This window comes from Tenacibaculum sp. 1_MG-2023, from assembly GCF_030547425.1.
GTDB lineage: Bacteria > Bacteroidota > Bacteroidia > Flavobacteriales > Flavobacteriaceae > Polaribacter.
The window spans coordinates 1-17,135 of record NZ_JAUORH010000008.1 but is presented as its reverse complement, the minus strand read 5'-3'; the positions used below and the strand labels follow the sequence as shown (position 1 = coordinate 17,135).

General features: G+C 32.3%; 11 protein-coding genes and 2 tRNA genes. 4 read left to right on the top strand and 9 right to left on the bottom strand.

What is annotated here, in order from left to right; translation table 11 throughout:
- Window positions 1–27: 27 nt before the first annotated feature.
- A complete protein-coding gene (locus Q4517_RS07095; protein ID WP_303507846.1) occupies window positions 28–612 on the bottom strand; it encodes a nucleotidyltransferase family protein in 585 nt (194 codons plus the stop codon).
- Between the two features lie 4 nt (window positions 613–616).
- Window positions 617–1,636: an XdhC family protein gene (locus Q4517_RS07090; protein WP_303507844.1), complete on the bottom strand. Its 1,020-nt coding sequence runs from the start codon at window positions 1,634–1,636 to the stop codon at window positions 617–619.
- Window positions 1,637–1,733: 97 nt separating this feature from the next.
- On the opposite strand from Q4517_RS07090, the gene Q4517_RS07085 reads away from it, so the two are divergent.
- A complete protein-coding gene (locus Q4517_RS07085) occupies window positions 1,734–2,960 on the top strand; it encodes a Pycsar system effector family protein (protein ID WP_303507842.1) in 1,227 nt (408 codons plus the stop codon).
- Between the two features lie 7 nt (window positions 2,961–2,967).
- On the opposite strand, the gene Q4517_RS07080 is transcribed toward Q4517_RS07085, so the two are convergent.
- From Q4517_RS07080 to der, 3 genes are all read right to left on the bottom strand, one after another.
- Window positions 2,968–5,352, bottom strand: a complete 2,385-nt coding sequence (locus tag Q4517_RS07080) for a GAF domain-containing protein (protein ID WP_303507840.1) — start codon at window positions 5,350–5,352, stop codon at window positions 2,968–2,970.
- A 258-nt stretch (window positions 5,353–5,610) separates the two neighbouring features.
- Window positions 5,611–8,385 (bottom strand): outer membrane beta-barrel protein, encoded by a 2,775-nt coding sequence (locus tag Q4517_RS07075; protein ID WP_303507838.1) that lies wholly within the window; start codon window positions 8,383–8,385, stop codon window positions 5,611–5,613.
- A 79-nt stretch (window positions 8,386–8,464) separates the two neighbouring features.
- Window positions 8,465–9,772: a ribosome biogenesis GTPase Der gene (der, locus tag Q4517_RS07070; RefSeq protein ID WP_303507836.1), complete on the bottom strand. Its 1,308-nt coding sequence runs from the start codon at window positions 9,770–9,772 to the stop codon at window positions 8,465–8,467.
- A gap of 106 nt (window positions 9,773–9,878) precedes the next feature.
- Between der and Q4517_RS07065 the strand changes: the two genes are divergently transcribed.
- A complete protein-coding gene (locus tag Q4517_RS07065) occupies window positions 9,879–10,391 on the top strand; it encodes a GTP-binding protein (protein ID WP_303507834.1) in 513 nt (170 codons plus the stop codon).
- On the opposite strand, the gene era is transcribed toward Q4517_RS07065, so the two are convergent.
- Entirely contained in the window at window positions 10,388–11,269 is an 882-nt protein-coding gene (era, locus tag Q4517_RS07060; RefSeq protein WP_303507832.1) for a GTPase Era, read from the bottom strand. The two genes, Q4517_RS07065 and era, sit on opposite strands and share 4 nt — an antisense overlap.
- Before the next feature lie 139 nt (window positions 11,270–11,408).
- Here era and Q4517_RS07055 point away from each other — a divergent pair.
- Both Q4517_RS07055 and Q4517_RS07050 read left to right on the top strand, forming a co-directional pair.
- Window positions 11,409–11,481, top strand: a tRNA-Met gene (locus Q4517_RS07055).
- Between the two features lie 511 nt (window positions 11,482–11,992).
- Window positions 11,993–12,065, top strand: a tRNA-Met gene (locus Q4517_RS07050).
- Between the two features lie 55 nt (window positions 12,066–12,120).
- On the opposite strand, the gene Q4517_RS07045 is transcribed toward Q4517_RS07050, so the two are convergent.
- The 3 genes from Q4517_RS07045 to Q4517_RS07035 form a co-directional block, all read right to left on the bottom strand.
- Window positions 12,121–14,028: an OmpA family protein gene (locus Q4517_RS07045; RefSeq protein WP_303507830.1), complete on the bottom strand. Its 1,908-nt coding sequence runs from the start codon at window positions 14,026–14,028 to the stop codon at window positions 12,121–12,123.
- 13 nt (window positions 14,029–14,041) lie between these two features.
- Window positions 14,042–14,962: a type IX secretion system membrane protein PorP/SprF gene (locus tag Q4517_RS07040; protein WP_303507828.1), complete on the bottom strand. Its 921-nt coding sequence runs from the start codon at window positions 14,960–14,962 to the stop codon at window positions 14,042–14,044.
- Between the two features lie 10 nt (window positions 14,963–14,972).
- Window positions 14,973–17,135, bottom strand: a 2,163-nt coding sequence (locus tag Q4517_RS07035; protein ID WP_303507825.1) for a gliding motility-associated C-terminal domain-containing protein, incomplete at its 5' end; no start/stop codon positions are given.

Here is a 17,135-nt window from a genome sequence, read left to right as displayed (position 1 = left end):
GTAAAAATAAGGCTTTTTAGAGTAAAACTACTGTTTTAATAAATACTGATAATCTTCAGGAGTATCAATGTCTAGTAAGTTTTGAGAAGAATTTATTTTAATAATATTGTTGTTGTTTTCTAATAGAAAATTCTTTGCACCCTTATCTCCTTTTAAATTTAATAAATCACTAAAATATCCTTTCGGAAATACGGTAGGAACTCCAAGGCTGCCTTGGTAACTGGAAGTAATTATTTTAGAAGGATTGTTTTTTGAAACTTCAATTAAGGAGTTTAAATATTCAGAAGTAATATGAGGTTGATCTGCGAGCATTATTAAAGCACTGTCAAAGTTATGTTTTTGTAAGAAATCAATTCCAATTACTATACTAGTACTTAATCCGTTTTTATAATTTGGATTGTAAATGATTTCAATAGCATTCGTTGTAAGCTCCTTTTCAATAGTTTCTTTATTAGCTCCCAATACACAAAATACATTTTTTATTACTGATTTTTGGGCTTGCTCAATTGTCCATTCTAGTAACGTAGTGTTTTTGTAAGAAAGTAATTGTTTTATTTTTCCCATTCGGGAAGCATTCCCTGCAGCTAAAATGAGAATTGCTGTTTTTTGCATCGTATTAGTCATGGATTCGTCCAGTAATCTTTTTTAGAGAAAACACTTCCTTGTTTCGAATAACTGATAATATTTCTGCTAGGATTGATAAGGCAATTTCTTCTGGGGTTTCTGCTCCAATATTTAATCCAGCAGGAGTATGAATTTTATCTAAAAATTCATCAGTAATATCGGGTGAAAATTCAAACAGTTCGTTAAATAGTTTTTCTCGTCGTTTAGCAGCTCCTAAAATACCTATGTAAGCAGGGTTTTGTTCTTGTAATTTAATCAACCAACGTAAGTCGTATGTGAAATTGTGATTCATAATAACAACGGCAGTGTTGTTGTTTACATGTGATAGTTGAATTACTTCAGGGGTTTGTACTACTACCGACTTAGCTCCAGGAAAGTCAGTTAATTCTTTTGGGTCTTTTATAGAGGTAACTACATCAACTTCCCAACCTAATTGGGTTGCTTGTGTGCAAAGCTTTACAGCGTCGTGTTCACCCCCAATAATAAGTAAGCGAAACAGCGGTTGTAAAGTTTGTTTAAAAGAAATTAAATGAGTTGATTTTTCAGTATCAAATTCTTTGTTGAAAGTAAATATTTGTTGATTGTTAAACTGAATTATAGAACCGAAATTTCCATGTGTTTCATCTTCTTTTAGAAAGAAAGATGTGATGTTATACGGTTTTCTTTTTTTGCTATTTTTAGAAAAAGCATCAATAAATTCAGTTGAAAGATAAAAGGGTTCTAAAAGAACATATAATATTCCCTCACAACCTAAACGGTAACGACCATCGTAGGTCACTATTTTTGGTTTGTTGTTTTCAAAAACAGATTGTGCTCTCCGTTGTATTTCTTTTTCAACACAACCACCGCTAATAGCACCGATTATTCTTCCATCAGAAGAGAATAACATTCTAACTCCTGGTTTTCTGTAAGAAGAGCCGTCTAAATCTACAACTGTTGCTAACACATTTTGTATGCCTTGTTGTTGATTTATAGAGGTTTGTTGTATTATTTCTTTAAATTCGTGTGTCATTTCGTGTAAAAATACTCTTTTAAAAGTACGCTTTTTTATCACTTTATTAAAAATTAATACTGGTTAATAATTTATTATTTTAGCAAAAACCTTTTTCATGAACAGTTTGATACAAGAAACAGAGCAGTTTGTAATTGATTTATTAAATGAGAATTTAGATAAAAACTTTGTATATCATAATATAGCTCACACCCAAAGGGTGGTTGAGAAGTCACTTGAGTTAATTGAAGGAGAGAGTTTTTCAGAAGAGCAGCAACAAATTTTAACATTAGCAGCATGGTTTCATGATGTTGGATATACAGTTAATCCTGAAAATCATGAAGAGGAGAGTATAAAAATAGCAACAGAGTTTTTAAAATCTAAAGAAGCATCAGGAAGTGTTATTGATGAAGTGTCTAGGTTAATAGCTTCAACTAAAATGGGAGCAAAACCTCAAACAGAATTAGAAAAGGTTTTGAAGGATGCTGATTGTTCTCATGTAGGAAGTAAAAATTATGCAGATTTTAATGAATTATTACGTAAGGAAAGAGAACTAGTATGTAATAAAAAAATTAAAACTGTTGAATGGGATGATGCTAATCTTGAGTTTTTAACAATGCATCGTTTTTATACAAGCAAAGCGTCTAAGCTTTGGGAAAAACAAAAAAGTAAAAATATAGCTCAACTTTTAAAGAGAAAACAAAAAGAGGTACAAGAAACCGCTAAACTAAAACAGAAAAAAGAAGAGTTAGCATATAAAAAAAACAAGATTGAATTACCTGAGAGAGGTATTGAAACAATGTTTCGTGTGGCACTTCGTAATCATATTACGTTAAGCGATATTGCAGATACAAAGGCAAATATTCTGCTATCTGTAAACGCAATTATTATTTCGATGACATTGTCAACATTAATTCCAAAGTTGGATAACCCATCAAATCATTACTTAATAACCCCGACCATAATTTTTGTGCTTTTTACAGTAATATCAATTGTACTATCGATTTTAGCAACTAGACCAAACGTTACCGAAGGAAAGTTTACAAAAGAAGATGTGGCTAATAAAAAAGTAAACCTATTGTTCTTTGGAAACTTTCATCAAATGAAGTTGCCAGATTTTGAATGGGGAATGAGTGAGATGATGCAAGATCGTGATTATTTATATGGTTCACTTACCAAAGATTTATATTTCTTAGGATTGGTTTTAAATAGAAAATACAAATTATTACGAGTCACCTATACCGTTTTTATGATTGGTATTTTAGTAAGTGTAATAGCTTTTGCAATTGCATTTTATATGCAAGAACAAGCATCTAAAGTAGGAGATATAGTTTCAGTATTGTAATAGTAGTTTACTTAAATTCTTGGATAAGCTCATCAATGGTCATTGTTTTTTGGGTATTAAAGTTTTTGTGGTAAATGACTTCTACACGCAAAGCTTTTAATCCAGAAACACCTTGTAAATCTTCAATATCTAACTTTTCTACGTTACCTAGTAACTTTTTAGATTGTAAGTATTTAATGTACTTGTAATACTCTTCGGCATCTTTGTCTTGAGAATATACAATTGCTATTTTACCAGGGACTGTTAATCGTTCTTCAGTTCCTTTTATATGAGCCTTATCAATACGTTTCTTAATAATTTCGTAACGAATATTATAAGAACCATCAACGTCAAACTGTTTTTCATCCATTCTAAATTTTATAGCTAAAGGATTGCTATGAACTAAAATTAAAGAAGCTACTCTAAGTTTATGCTCCATTTTTTCAGCAGCTTTTAAAGCTATATTTTCCATTTCACACATCACCTGTAGTTGCCATAACCTAAGGTTGTATAAATATAAGTCGTCATATTTTTTTTCTTTTGTTAAAGATTGTCCTATGTACATATTATACTCAACACCATCTGTTTTGTAGCGTTCAAAATAATGAGGAAACATCTTTTGTGCTTCTTCTTGTCTAATATCTATAAAAGAAGCTAGTTTATCGTTTAGTAAAGTAACACTATCTTCATAAGTTTTTCGTTTTTCGTATACTACTTGTAAGTTAGGGTCTAAACGATTAATATATGATTCTACTAAGGAGTTTAAGTCGTCGTTAACCAATTTTATATGATTAAAAACAGGATAAATTTCACGTTTTAAAAAGTCTAAAATAGCTATTTCATCACCAGCTTTTAATCCTTTTTTAACTTCTAATAAATATTCTTCAACCCTAAATCGTAATTCTTTATAAATAGGAAGGGTTTCTATTTTGCATGCTTCCAATAATACAGAAATAGCTAAAGAAAGTTGAGTAGTTAAGTCTTCTTTAATAGCGGTGTTTCTGGCAATAGATGAACCTTTAATATCAGATTGACCATACAAAGGGTGTATATCAGGAAAAATGATATCCTCAATTTTAACCTTCTCTTTTGCCTCAAATGATTCTCTGTGAAACCTTTCAGCAGCTTCATAAAAACGCCACTTTACAGTAGGGTGAATGGAAGTGTAATTTTCTTGAATTGTAGCTTCCAATACGTTTTGATGCTCTTCTGAAAAACGATCTACCGCAATTTTAAACAGTGGAATTAAGTCTTGTAATTTATTTTGATTAATAGAGTTTAGTTCAAAAGGTCTTGGAGAAGCAAACTCAATAATAGCTATACTGTTTTTTGTTGATGCTTGTATAGGAACCAAAATTATACTGCCAATATTTTTGTCTTTTAAACGTTGGTAAAGGTTTTTATTTTCAGCTTGATTTCCATACTTTTCTACATTAGAAATAGCAAGAGTTTCATTGTTTATGAAAAGTTTTTCTAAAGTGTAGTTACAAAAAATAGAATCACAAGAAGCATCTTTATCGTAATTTAATACTAAACTTTCTTCTTTATTTATATGTGAAGAAGAAAAGTTATTAGAATCTGTTTCAAAAATAGAAAATCCTAAAGATAAGTCTGGAATTCCAAAAAACCTTTGAAAGATGCCTTCTAAAGTATGAACTAAATTATCATCTTTTTTTATAAGGCTAGTTCTTATTTCTGAAATAATTTCATCTGTTGTAACGTCAAACAAGTTCATAATTCCAAATCCTTTAAAAATATAAGATTCAGGAGGGAATTTTTCTTTCCAAATATTTATATCTTCAAAATTATCGAGTAAAAATGTAATGTCTTCTTCTGTGATTTTAGGAGCATTTTCGGTTGGATAAATCTCCATAAAATCAGCATTAAAAGCCGCACGATATTTTTTTATAGTGTTAGTTGTTTTATCAGGAATATCAAAATAAAAGGGACGCTTTATGTCGATAGAATAGTTGTAGACATCAGTTAATATAATACTACAAGCATATTTATACATTAAGTCACTTTCAAAATTTCGAACTTTTAATTCGTATTCATCACCAGCGTTTTGTAAAATTTTTTCAAATCGACTTGTGAATTTGAAAGATGTAAAAGTAAAGGGGATACTTACCGCTTTAATTTCATTTTCTAATAATAATTCAGGAAATAAGGGCTCTAGTAATAATTCAATAGTATTTCTGTGTTTTTCTAATACAGATTCATCAGAAAAACCATCAATTAACTCATGAGCTTTTTTTGCTTCTCTAACTATGTTAATAGAAGATTCATGGTAGGGGTGGTTTTCATACTCTTTAGCTGCATATTTTTGAAATAAAGCAACAATCTTCTCAAAACTTATTTTAAGTTTAAAAGGAAGCTCTAGATTTTGAATGTCTTTTGTTCGTCTTATGTTCATAGAGTAAAAAAAATGAATCAATACAAATTTACAAAATTGTAAGTAATCAGTCGTTTTTATTACTACTCCCTTTCAAAAAACAGTAATTCTTAGAATATTAAAAGCTAATTATAGGCTTTATAAATAATGTTTTATAGTTTTTATAATGCCAAATAAGCAAATAAAGATTTCCTAATACCATAATTGAGGTTATTATAGGTGTTCCTTGCATTTTTAAAGATAAAGAAATAAGAAAGATGTTTATAACTACTGGTGTTATTAGAAAGCTAAACCGTACTCTCGAACTTTTCCTTTTTTACCTAAACTATTAAACTTCCAACTAAACCCAAGCATAAAATATTGTTGTAATACAGTGCTTTCAGAGTCTTCTATATAGTTTGAAGTAGCTCTACGTTGGGCGTTGGTGTTTTGATTCAGTAAATCATACGCTTTTAAGCTAATAGTACCTTGATCTTTTAAAATAGAGTAGGCGAGAGTAGCATTCCAAAACCAAGCAGCTTTGTTAAACCCAATCACATTGGGATTATATGTATAACGAATGTCATTTCTCCATTCTAACTTTTTAGGAATATTTGTTTTAGTTCTTATATTAACAGAATGTCTAGTGAAGTCTTGGTTTTGATTTTGGTTAACATCATACTTCGTGTTTGAAAAAGAAATACGATACTGTGTTTCTATAGAAGCCAGTTTATCCCATTCTAAAATGATTCCAAAATTTGGGGTTAAGGAAGTTGTTTTAGCTCCTTCCTTTATGTTGTTTAAAATATTAAAGTTTTTACTGGAACTAATGTTTCCACCTGCTCTAAATTTAATACTAGCAATAGAGTCTAGCCTTACTTTTTTTGTATAACTACCACCACCCCATAAATCATAACCACCATCATTGTTTTCGTAAGAGGTTTTTCTAACTAAATCGTCGTCAATAGAGGTATTTGTTATTACTTGATTTTCATAAAGAGTACCACTTATATAAAACCAAAATCCAGTACGAGCCTGCCAGTTAAATTTGTTAAAGTTAATATATACTCTGTGATTTTGAGCTGGTTTTAAATTTGGATTACCAGTAACAATATTAGAAGGATTGGTTACATCAGAAAAAGGTTGAATTTGGTTAATACTAGGTGCATTGTTATTTAAACGATAGTCAAAATAAACAGAAGCTTTAGAGTCAAATCTATATCTGAAACTAGCATCTAAATCCAAATTGTTATATTCTTTTTTTAAGCTTAACTCAGGACGTAATTTGTCATTGTTTTCTATGGTTCTATTTACAAAACCAGTCCCAAAATTTAATCGCCACTTTTTGGTTCTATATATCAGTTCTAACGATGGAGTCTTAGTGATGTCGTTGTATGTGAAATCAGAACTTAAATCAGTGTTAAAACTACTATATTGCTGTGTTGTTGAGTTGAAATCAAAGGTGTTTTCTTTGTTTTTTCGTTCATCACGTTGGTAACGATATTTGGTATCTAAAAAGAATTTTTTAGCAATTAAAGGAAAACGATAGGTTAAGTGTGTGGTGAGTCCCATTAAGTTGTTTTCAATAGTACTCTTTTGATCTCTATTTTCGATATTAGGGTTGCTTCCAAAAGTTTCAATTGTAGATTTATTAACCTCTTCAGTATCTGCTTTGTCTATATGATTGGTTACAGAGGCTTTAATAAACGAACCTTTAGCTCCTAATTTTTTAGTAATATCTAATCTATTTTGAAAATTGTTTGCTTCCGATTTAGAGTAAGCAGAACTCATGTAACTATTGGTAAGTGTATTGTCTTCATCTAAAGACTCTTCTTGTCTACGACTGCTTCCTTCTCTTTTATTAAATACAAAACTGGGTTTAATGTTGATTAAAAATGTAGAATCTATTTCAATGTCAAAATCAGTATCAAAACTATGATTGTGATTTTCATCATCTGAAATAGTAGTTGAATTAGAAAAATATTTTCTATCGGGAAGCGTATATTCTCTGTTACTTTTTGATTCGTTGTTTGAAGTACTTCCAGAGTAAAAATAGTTGGCATTTACATCTAATCCCTTACCAAATTCATCAGCATACGTTGCTCCAGCGGTTTTTGATTTTATAATACCGCTACCACCTCCAAAACTTCTTCCATTAATATTAAAACCACCGTTTCCACCTATCCAAATGTTACCGCCCCCTCCAAACATTTTTTGAATTTCTCCAAAGCTAAACCCTGGAGAATTGACATTGTTAGTACTGGCTAATACACTAAATCGTTGATTGTTGTCAAATCGGTTAACCATTGCGGCACCTTCAAAGCGTTTATCGGTGCCTGTACCACCAGACACTCTACCAAACCAACCTTTATTATTTTCTTTTTTAATGGTTAGGTTGATGGTTTTATTGTTAGCGTCTCCTTTTTCACCAGTAAAAGCTTCTGATTTAGATTTAGTATCTGTAATTTGAATTTTTTCAATAATATCTTTTGTCAGGTTTTTAGTGGTAATGCTTGGGTCGTTTCCGAAGAAAGGTTTACCGTTAACCAAAATTTTATTAACTTCTTTTCCGTTTACCGTAATTTTACCATCTTCATCCACTTCAACACCAGGTAGTTTTTTTAAAAGATCTTCAACGTTAGCATCTTTCTTAGTTTTAAAAGATTTTACATTAAATTCCAAAGTGTCTTTTTTAACAGTGATTGGAGCTCGTGACTGAATAACTACTTCGCTAAGTAAGTTACTTTCCTCTTTTAATAAAATTGTACCTAAATCAAGGTTAGAAATTTTGTTTAGTTGTATTGATTTGGAGTAGCTATCCATTCCAACATAAGAAATAAAGAGTTTTACATCTTTGCTGAAAGATTTTCCTTCTAGAGAAAATTTTCCTTTGTCGTTCGAAATAGTATAGGTAACAATAGAACTATCTTTAGCTTTTTCTAGATGAATTGTTGCTGCATCTATAGCAGTTTTATCTTTTTCTGAGTTAATCGTACCTGTGATTTTAAACTGATAAGATTGAGCAAAAATTGAACTGGTAAATAATAGGGCAAAAATAAAAAGTAGTTTTTTCATTATTTATAGCAAAAATGATTTTCAAAGAGCTACAAATAAAGAGAAAAAACTACGTTCTAAAAGTTAAATATTGTTAAACTTATTTCTGTCTGAAATAAATACTAATTGGCACCCCGTTAAAGTTATAATGTTCGCGTAACTGATTTTCGATATAACGCTTATAAGGGTCTCTAATATACTGAGGTAAATTAGCAAAGAAAGCAAACTGAGGTGTATGCGTTGGTAATTGCATACAGTATTTTATTTTTATGAATTTACCCTTTGTTGCTGGAGGCGGATTATGTTCCATAATCTCCAACATAGTTTCGTTTAACTTACTTGTTTGAATACGACGTTTTCTATTTTCAAAAACTTCAACAGCAGTTTCAATAGCTTTAAAAATACGTTGTTTAGTTAATGCAGAAATAAATACGATTGGAACATCGGTAAAAGGAGCAATTGCTTGACGAACCTTGGCTTCAAAATCACGCATGGTATTGGTTTCTTTTTCAACTAAATCCCATTTGTTTACTAAAATAATAACTCCTTTTCGGTTTTTCTCTGCTAACCAAAATATTTTTTCGTCTTGTCCTTCAAAGTCACGAGTAGCATCAATTACTAATATAGCTACATCACAATGTTCAACTGCACGAACAGCTCTCATTACTGAGTAGAATTCTAAATCTTCTTTTACTTTCGATTTTTTTCTAATACCAGCTGTATCAACTAAATTGAATTCAAATCCAAAACGGTTATATTTTGTGTCGATAGAGTCTCGAGTAGTTCCTGCAATATTGGTAACAATGTTTCTGTCTTCACCAATTAGAGCATTGATAAACGATGATTTTCCTGCATTAGGTCGACCAACTACAGCAAAACGAGGTAATTCATCTTCCTTATCCTCATCTTCATCAGGCTTAGGGATTTCTAGTGCTATGGCATCTAATAATTCTCCTGTTCCACTTCCATTGATAGAAGAGATAGTGTAGTAATCTCCTAAACCAAGGTTATAAAACTCTACAGCATCGGCATCACGCATTGCATTGTCAACCTTGTTAACCGCCATGAATAAAGGTTTTTCAACCTGACGTAAAATTTTGGCAACTTCAGCATCCATAGGTGTAATACCTTGCTCAACATCAACTACAAAAACAATAATATCAGCTTCGTCAATAGCTAGCTGAACTTGTTTACGTATTTCTCCTTCAAAAATATCATCAGAACCAACGATATAACCACCTGTATCAATTACAGAAAATTCTTTCCCGTTCCATTCCGATTTTCCATAATGGCGGTCTCTTGTAACTCCGCTAACAGAATCAACAATGGCTTCACGACGTTTTACTAGTCGGTTAAATAAAGTGGATTTACCTACATTTGGTCTTCCTACAATCGCAATAATACTCATTTTGCAAAAAATTTGTGCAAAGATACAATATTAGTAGGTGATTTATGATGAATTTTAGATAGTATATAGTTTTTGCTATATTGTTGGCTTTTAATATGTTATTTTAATGGATGATAGATTGTACAATCAGATTTTTTTAAAACCTCGTTTTCAATTAGAATATGAAATAAGCTCTCAGGTTTTATTAGAAGAGGTAAAGAAGCACTTAAACGATGTTTCTAAGTATAAAATGAAGGTTGTAGATAATCATGTAGTGATTGATGTGCCGGAAAAAGAAGCTCATTTATGGTCACCTCAATTACATATAGAAATAGAAGAAGTATCAGATACTTCGTCAAAGATTAAAGGATTGTTTGGTCCAAAACCACAAGTTTGGACTTTTTTTATGTTTTTGCACTTTTTGGTAGGTACAGCTTTTATAATTTTTGCCATTATAGCATATAGCAACTGGTCGTTAAAAAAAATAACAATGCTGCCAGTGGTGATGTTAGTTGTTTTACCCATTGTCTGGGTTACGTTATATTTGGTTGGTAGTTTAGGTAAATCAGCAGGAAAAAAACAAATGGATGAGTTGAAAGAATATACCAAACAATTGCTGCAAACAATTAAAAGAGATTAATCTTTGTATCCGAATCGTTTTAATTGACGGTCATTAGAACGCCAGTTTTTATTGATTTTTACATATAAGTCTAAAAAAACTTTTTTATCAAAGAATTGTTGTAAGTCTTTACGAGCCTCTGTTCCTACACGTTTAATGGCACTTCCTTTGTGCCCAATAATAATTCCTTTTTGGGTATCACGTTCTACCATGATTACAGAACGAATTTTAATAATATTGTCTTCTTCAACAAAACTTTCAGTTTCTACTTCTACTGAATAAGGAATTTCTTTTTTATAATGCTGAAGGATTTTTTCGCGAATTTTTTCGTTCACAAAAAAACGTTCAGGTTTATCTGTTAACTGATCTTTTGGATAAAAAGGAGGAGCATCAGGAAGTAGTTCAATGATTTTGTAAAAAACGGTATCTACATTGAATTTCTCTAAAGCAGAAATAACATATACGAACGAGTTAGGAACTTTCTTTTTCCAATACTCGATTTTAGCCTCAACTTCTTCTTGGTTGGATTTGTCAACTTTATTCAGTAGTAAAATTACTGGAATTTTACTATGAATAATTTTATTAAAGAAGGCTTCGTTTTTTAATTCCTTTTCACCCACCTCTACCATATAAATAAGTACATCGGCGTCTTCAAAAGCAGATTTAACAAAATCCATCATAGATTCTTGTAACTCATAAGCAGGTTTTATAATCCCTGGAGTATCAGAAAAAACAATTTGATAATCCTCTTCATTAACAATACCTAAAATACGGTGCCTAGTAGTTTGTGCTTTCGAAGTAATGATTGATAGCTTTTCTCCAACTAGGGCGTTCATCAAGGTAGACTTTCCAACGTTTGGGTTTCCAATAATATTTACAAATCCTGCTTTATGTGTCATGATGCAAAGATAGGTTGTTTTATGTAAGAAGTATTTATTTTTTATAGACTTGTTATCTAGGTAAATATACTTATATGAAAAATAAATTATTTTTATTTGGGTAGAACAAGAAAAAGAGTGTATATTTGCAACCGCAAATCGCGGGATAGAGCAGTAGGTAGCTCGTCGGGCTCATAACCCGAAGGTCACTGGTTCGAGTCCAGTTCCCGCTACTAGTAAAGAAAAGGCTTTCAATTTAATTGAAAGCCTTTTTTTGTAATAGATATAGAATCATAGTTTTTGATTACAAAGACTGTATGTATATTTTGTAATTAGAAATTCATTGTAGATATGTTTTAGTGTTTAAACATATTTCTTATGAGTTTTATTTCAATACTAGAAAGCTTAAATATACCTATATTTGTTCTCGTTTGGTTACATTCCTGTTGAATAATTGTATTAGTACTAGCATTGACTTTTTCTTCTGTGGTTTGAGTATAACCTAGTCATAAATATACTTTATCATATTTCAAAGAGACCTGTTTTTATTCCAGAATTATAGTTCCTTGATGTTTTTTAGAGCTAATGTTCCTTTACACTTAGATTGATGTCTTGTGTTTTCGGGTTAATGTTGTTTTTTATTTAGTTTGTTAGGGAGGAATCCCACCTTTAGAATCAAAGTAAGAATTATTAGCTTTTTATTTGGATAGAACAAAGAAAAAAACTATCTTTGCAATCGCAAATCGCGGGATAGAGCAGTAGGTAGCTCGTCGGGCTCATAACCCGAAGGTCACTGGTTCGAGTCCAGTTCCCGCTACTAAGCAAAGGCTTTCAATTTAATTGAAAGCCTTTTGTTTTTTTATTAGTGTAGATTACTTTTTTTCGATATAAAAATAAGATCTTCTATTTTGTTGATGTTCTTGTTCGGTACACTTATTTTGATTTAGATCATTACAGTTGTTTAATAACTGTTCTTCTCCGTAACCAATAGCACTTTTAATCCTTTTTGATGAAATACCTCTTGATAGAATGTAGTCTTTAGTAGATTTAGCTCTTTTATTAGAAAGTAGTTTGTTATATGCTTTTGAGCCTCTGCTGTCGGTATGAGATTCGATTCTTATGTTAATATTAGGATTGTCTTTCAAAACAGAAACGATATGCTCTAACTCGTATTCGGCGTCTTCACGAATATTATATAGGTCAAAATCAAAGTAAATAGGATTTATAATGATTTGATCATCTACTATTAAAGATTCAAGTTGGATGTTCTCAGTAATTAACCTTTTGTTAATGTCAAGTGTTTTTGTGTTTTTTTGAGAGTTTCGATAATCTTTTTTTGAAGCGATGACTACAAAGCTCTTTTCGCAATCTATTTTTTCAAATAAATAACTACCATCTTTATTGGTTGTTTTAGTAAAAATAGGCTCTCCTTGCTTGTTTATAAGCTGAACGGTAGCATTGGGAATAGGGTTGCCTGTTTTTGAGTCAGATATAACCCCTTTAATATTTTCTTTACAATCGTATATTCTAAAACTATAAATATCATCATCTCCCTTACCTTCTTTCCTGTTAGAAGAAAAGTAACCTTGAGTATGTTTGTCGTTAATAATAAAAGCAAAATCATCAAAAGAACTATTTACAGGACTTCCTAAATTTACTGGTTTTGTATAAGAGTTACTCGTGATTTTTACCTCAAAAATATCTAAACCTCCTAAGCCAATATGCCCATCAGAAGAAAAATACAAAACATTATCATTCCCTATAAAAGGAAACATTTCTTTGCTTTCTGTATTAATAGTCTTACCCAGGTTTTCTGGTTTTCCATAGGTGTTGTTTTCTAAAATTGCTATTTTATAAATATCGGTATCTCCGTAGCCATTTGGCATATCAGAAACAAAATAAAGTGTTTTTTCGTCAGGGCTAAGAGCAGGGTGTCCGCAAGAAAAACTATTACTATTAAAAGGCAGTTCTTTTATATCTCCCCAAAAGTTTCCTTTTTTAGAAGCTTTATAAATTTTAAGATGAGAAATATTATTTTCATCCCCTATTAATCGCTTACCGTCAAAGTTATCTCTGGTGAAATAAGCTGTTTTTCCATCTTTAGAAATAACAATGTTTGATTCGTGATATTTAGAGCTCAACCCTTCAAGAATGACAGGTTTACCTACATCTAAAATTGAATCGTTACTTTGTTTTGCTTTATAAATGTTTAAATATGGTTGCTTATTCCATCGATAGAGTTTTTTGTCTTTTTCTGTTTTGGGTTGGGTAGAAGAAAAATATAAATGATTATCATAAATGTATCCACCAAAGTCTGAATAAGAAGTGTTGCTAGATAGGTTGTGGATGTTTATATATGTCTTTTCTCGATTAGAGTATTCAACAAAATAATTAGTGTTTTCTTCTAACGCCTTCACACGACTATCGTTTTTATTTAATTTTAATAACCACTTATCAGATTCTTTTATTTTACCATTAGTTTTTAAAACTTGTGCGTACCTAAATATATGCTTAGGTTCAGCAGAATTTTCGTATAATTTCATTAATTCTTGATAGTTTTTTTCTGCCATAACATATTTAAAGTTAAAGTAATAAGAGTCTCCTAGTCTACTTAATACAGTATAAGAATTATCTCCTTTGTTGTATATGGACTGATATAATTCAGCAGATTTTTTGTAAGAAAACTCTTCAAAATATCTGTTGGCAGCATACTTTCGTTGGCTGTTAATGGTGGTTGGTATAAATACTATTATAAGTAAAAAATGTATTGCTTTTTTCATTTCATTTTATAATTTAAAAGAATCTAGGAGATTTCATTGCTAGTTCTTTGAATATTTCCCATTTAATCATTAGTTCATAGGTTCCAGAATTGTAGTTGCTGTAATTAGAAGTAGTGAGGTCGTATGCTAATCCTATATGTAAATTTCTAGAAGCTTGAAGTCCTATCAGAGCACTAATAGAATCATCCCATCTCCAAGCTATACCTGCTGTAAATTTTTCATTGAAAAGAAAATTAGCCGATACATCTAAGGATAAAGGTGCACCATTTACAATTTTTGTTAAAAATGCGGGTTTGAACTTAATATTTTCGTTTAAATTAAATACATACCCACCAATTAAAAATAAGTGCATTCGTTCTTTTGCGATATCACCTCCATTATTAGAGTCATCATAATGATCTGTGTTAATGAAGTTAGGAATAGCTGCTCCCAAATACCAGTTAGAAGTGTAGTAATAAATACCGGCTCCGATAGTTGGTAAAAATCTATTAATGTTTCCAGTTAAACTTTTATCGTCTCTATCTTTAACAAGACCTTTGTTCCAATCAACATATAAATGTCTTGCTCCAAGTTTCAACCCAAAAGCCAAATTTCCTTCATTACTGGTACGAACTGTATAAGAAGCATTGATATCCAGAAAAATCTCATTGGCAGGGCCTATTCTATCGTTAGTAAGGTTAATACCTAATCCAACACCGCTAAAGCCTAGAGGAGTATCGAAACTTAGCGTTTGAGTGTCAGGAGCTCCTTCAATACCAACCCATTGAGTTCTGGCAAGAGCATTTATTATAGTGTGGCCACTAGACCCAGCATATGCAGGGTTTACACTCATAGTGTTATACATGTATTGGGTATATTGAGGATCTTGTTGAGCATTTACATTTATTAATATTTGTATTAAGAATATTAATGTGTATAAGTGTTTTAATTTCATATTATTTTTTTTATCTATTAATGTATAACCAGCCTACTTTTGGTTTTGATCCATCACCTAAATCGATAACATAGAAATAGGTGCCTGAAGGTAATTTCTCATCAACATTAATTGTTGTTCTTCCATTAGAAGTTCCGTTAAAAACAACGTCTTTATTGTTATAGCCAGAAGCTTTGTATACAGTGTTACCCCATCTATTAAAAATCTCAACAGTATTATTACTATATTCGGGTCTGTCTATACAAGAGATGAAGAAAATATCATTATCACCATCACTACCAGGAGTCATGATATTATAGGGAGTACCACATGGTTTTGTATTAGGGTCTAGATAGTCAGGAATACCATTATCATCGGTGTCAAGAGCATCGTTAATTGTTGGGTCAGGATTACCAGGATTTTCATCTGAAGTGATAATACCATCGTTGTCATCATCAATATCTTGAAAGTCAGGAATACCATCTCCATCATTATCAGGAATATCTACAGGAGTACCTCCATTATCTGTATCATAAGTATCATCCAAACCATCTCCATCTGAGTCATTACCAGAAGGAAGACTATCAGGTATTCCATCACTATTATCATCATTTCCTTCAACAACATCTGGGACTCCATCATTATCACTATCAGTATCAAGGCTATCAGGAATTCCGTCTTCATCAGTATCTATGTTACCATCTCCTTCATCGGTATCTAAAATTCCATCATTATCATCATCAATATCGGTAATATCAGGAACTCCATCATTATCAGAGTCTAGTAAACTGTATAAATGAGTATCAGTGGCAGAAGCGGTATTTCCAGCAGTATCAGTCGTAGTAACACTAGCGTCTACTGTTGTATCTGGGTCTGCTGCTAAGTCTGAGCCTGGGACATCAATGCTGTAGTTTCCACTAGCGTCTACCGTTCCTGTGTAGGTGTTTCCGTTGATTACCAAGGTTACAGTATCACCCGTATTAAAATCACCAGTTACAGTTCCAGTCACAGGGATATTAGTTCCTGCCTCTACTGCGTTAATGATATTGTCTGGAGTGATGTCATCAATAACAATAGAAAGGGTAGGAGGTGTGGTAACTACATTGTATGGGTGCGTATCAGTGGCAGAAGCGGTATTTCCAGCACTATCAGTTGTAGTAACACTAGCGTCTACAGTGGTGTCTGGGTCGGCAGCTAATTCTGAACCTGGGACATCAATACTGTAGTTTCCACTAGTGTCTACCATTCCTGTGTAGGTGTTTCCATTGATTACCAAGGTTACAGTATCACCCGTATTAAAATCACCAGTTACAGTTCCAGACACAGAGATATTAGTTCCTGCTTCTGTTGCGTCAATGATATTGTCTGGAGTGATGTCATCAATAACAATAAAAAGTGTAGGGACAGTGGTGCCTACATTGTATGGGTGCGTATCAGTGGCAGAAGCGGTATTTCCAGCAGTATCAGTCGTAGTAACACTGGCGTCTACAGTGGTATCTGGATCGGCTGCTAGTTCTGAACCTGGGACATCAATGCTGTAGTTTCCACTAGCATCTACTGTACCTGTATAGGTGTTTCCGTTGATTGTTAAAGTTACGGTGTCTCCTGTGTTAAAGTCACCACCTACGGTTCCGGTTATTGGAATGGTTGTTCCTGCTTCTGAGGCATTGACAATGTTGTCTGCCGTAATGTTGTCTACACTAATGGTAGGTACTGGAGCCGTCGTGTCTAGATTATAAACATGATTCGTGTTGGCAGAGCAAGTTGCATATGACAGGAAACTTGCTTCTACAGTGGTGTTTGGGTCAGCTGCTAAGTCTGAGCCAGGGACATCAATGCTGTAGTTTCCACTAGCATCTACTGTACCTGTATAGGTGTTTCCGTTGATTGTTAAAGTTACCGTGTCTCCTGTATTGAAGTCACCGCCTACGGTTCCGGTTACTGGAATAGTACTTCCTGCTTCTGAGGCATTCACAATGTTGTCTGCCGTAATATCATTTATAGTTAAGTTAACTACTCCTCCTACGGTAATGGTCGCCGTAGCCGAAGTCGCTTCCGCACACGCCCCACTTTGTACGACCGCACGGTATTGCGTGGTAGTTGTTAGGTTTGTAGCCGTTAAAGTAGTAGTGGTATTGGCGATATCGGTATCGGTGGTAAAGTTATCGGTAGAACTCTCCCAGCGGATGATATT

What these genes read in the sequence shown, in the direction of transcription:
- Q4517_RS07065 (WP_303507834.1), top strand. Translation starts at nt 9,879, where the DNA reads ATGGATGATAGATTGTACAATCAGATTTTTTTAAAACCTCGTTTTCAA.
- Q4517_RS07075 (WP_303507838.1), bottom strand. Translation starts at nt 8,385, where the DNA reads ATGAAAAAACTACTTTTTATTTTTGCCCTATTATTTACCAGTTCAATT.
- Q4517_RS07095 (WP_303507846.1), bottom strand. Translation starts at nt 612, where the DNA reads ATGCAAAAAACAGCAATTCTCATTTTAGCTGCAGGGAATGCTTCCCGA.
- Q4517_RS07080 (WP_303507840.1), bottom strand. Translation starts at nt 5,352, where the DNA reads ATGAACATAAGACGAACAAAAGACATTCAAAATCTAGAGCTTCCTTTT.
- Q4517_RS07085 (WP_303507842.1), top strand. Translation starts at nt 1,734, where the DNA reads ATGAACAGTTTGATACAAGAAACAGAGCAGTTTGTAATTGATTTATTA.
- der (WP_303507836.1), bottom strand. Translation starts at nt 9,772, where the DNA reads ATGAGTATTATTGCGATTGTAGGAAGACCAAATGTAGGTAAATCCACT.
- Q4517_RS07090 (WP_303507844.1), bottom strand. Translation starts at nt 1,636, where the DNA reads ATGACACACGAATTTAAAGAAATAATACAACAAACCTCTATAAATCAA.
- Q4517_RS07045 (WP_303507830.1), bottom strand. Translation starts at nt 14,028, where the DNA reads ATGAAAAAAGCAATACATTTTTTACTTATAATAGTATTTATACCAACC.
- era (WP_303507832.1), bottom strand. Translation starts at nt 11,269, where the DNA reads ATGACACATAAAGCAGGATTTGTAAATATTATTGGAAACCCAAACGTT.
- Q4517_RS07040 (WP_303507828.1), bottom strand. Translation starts at nt 14,962, where the DNA reads ATGAAATTAAAACACTTATACACATTAATATTCTTAATACAAATATTA.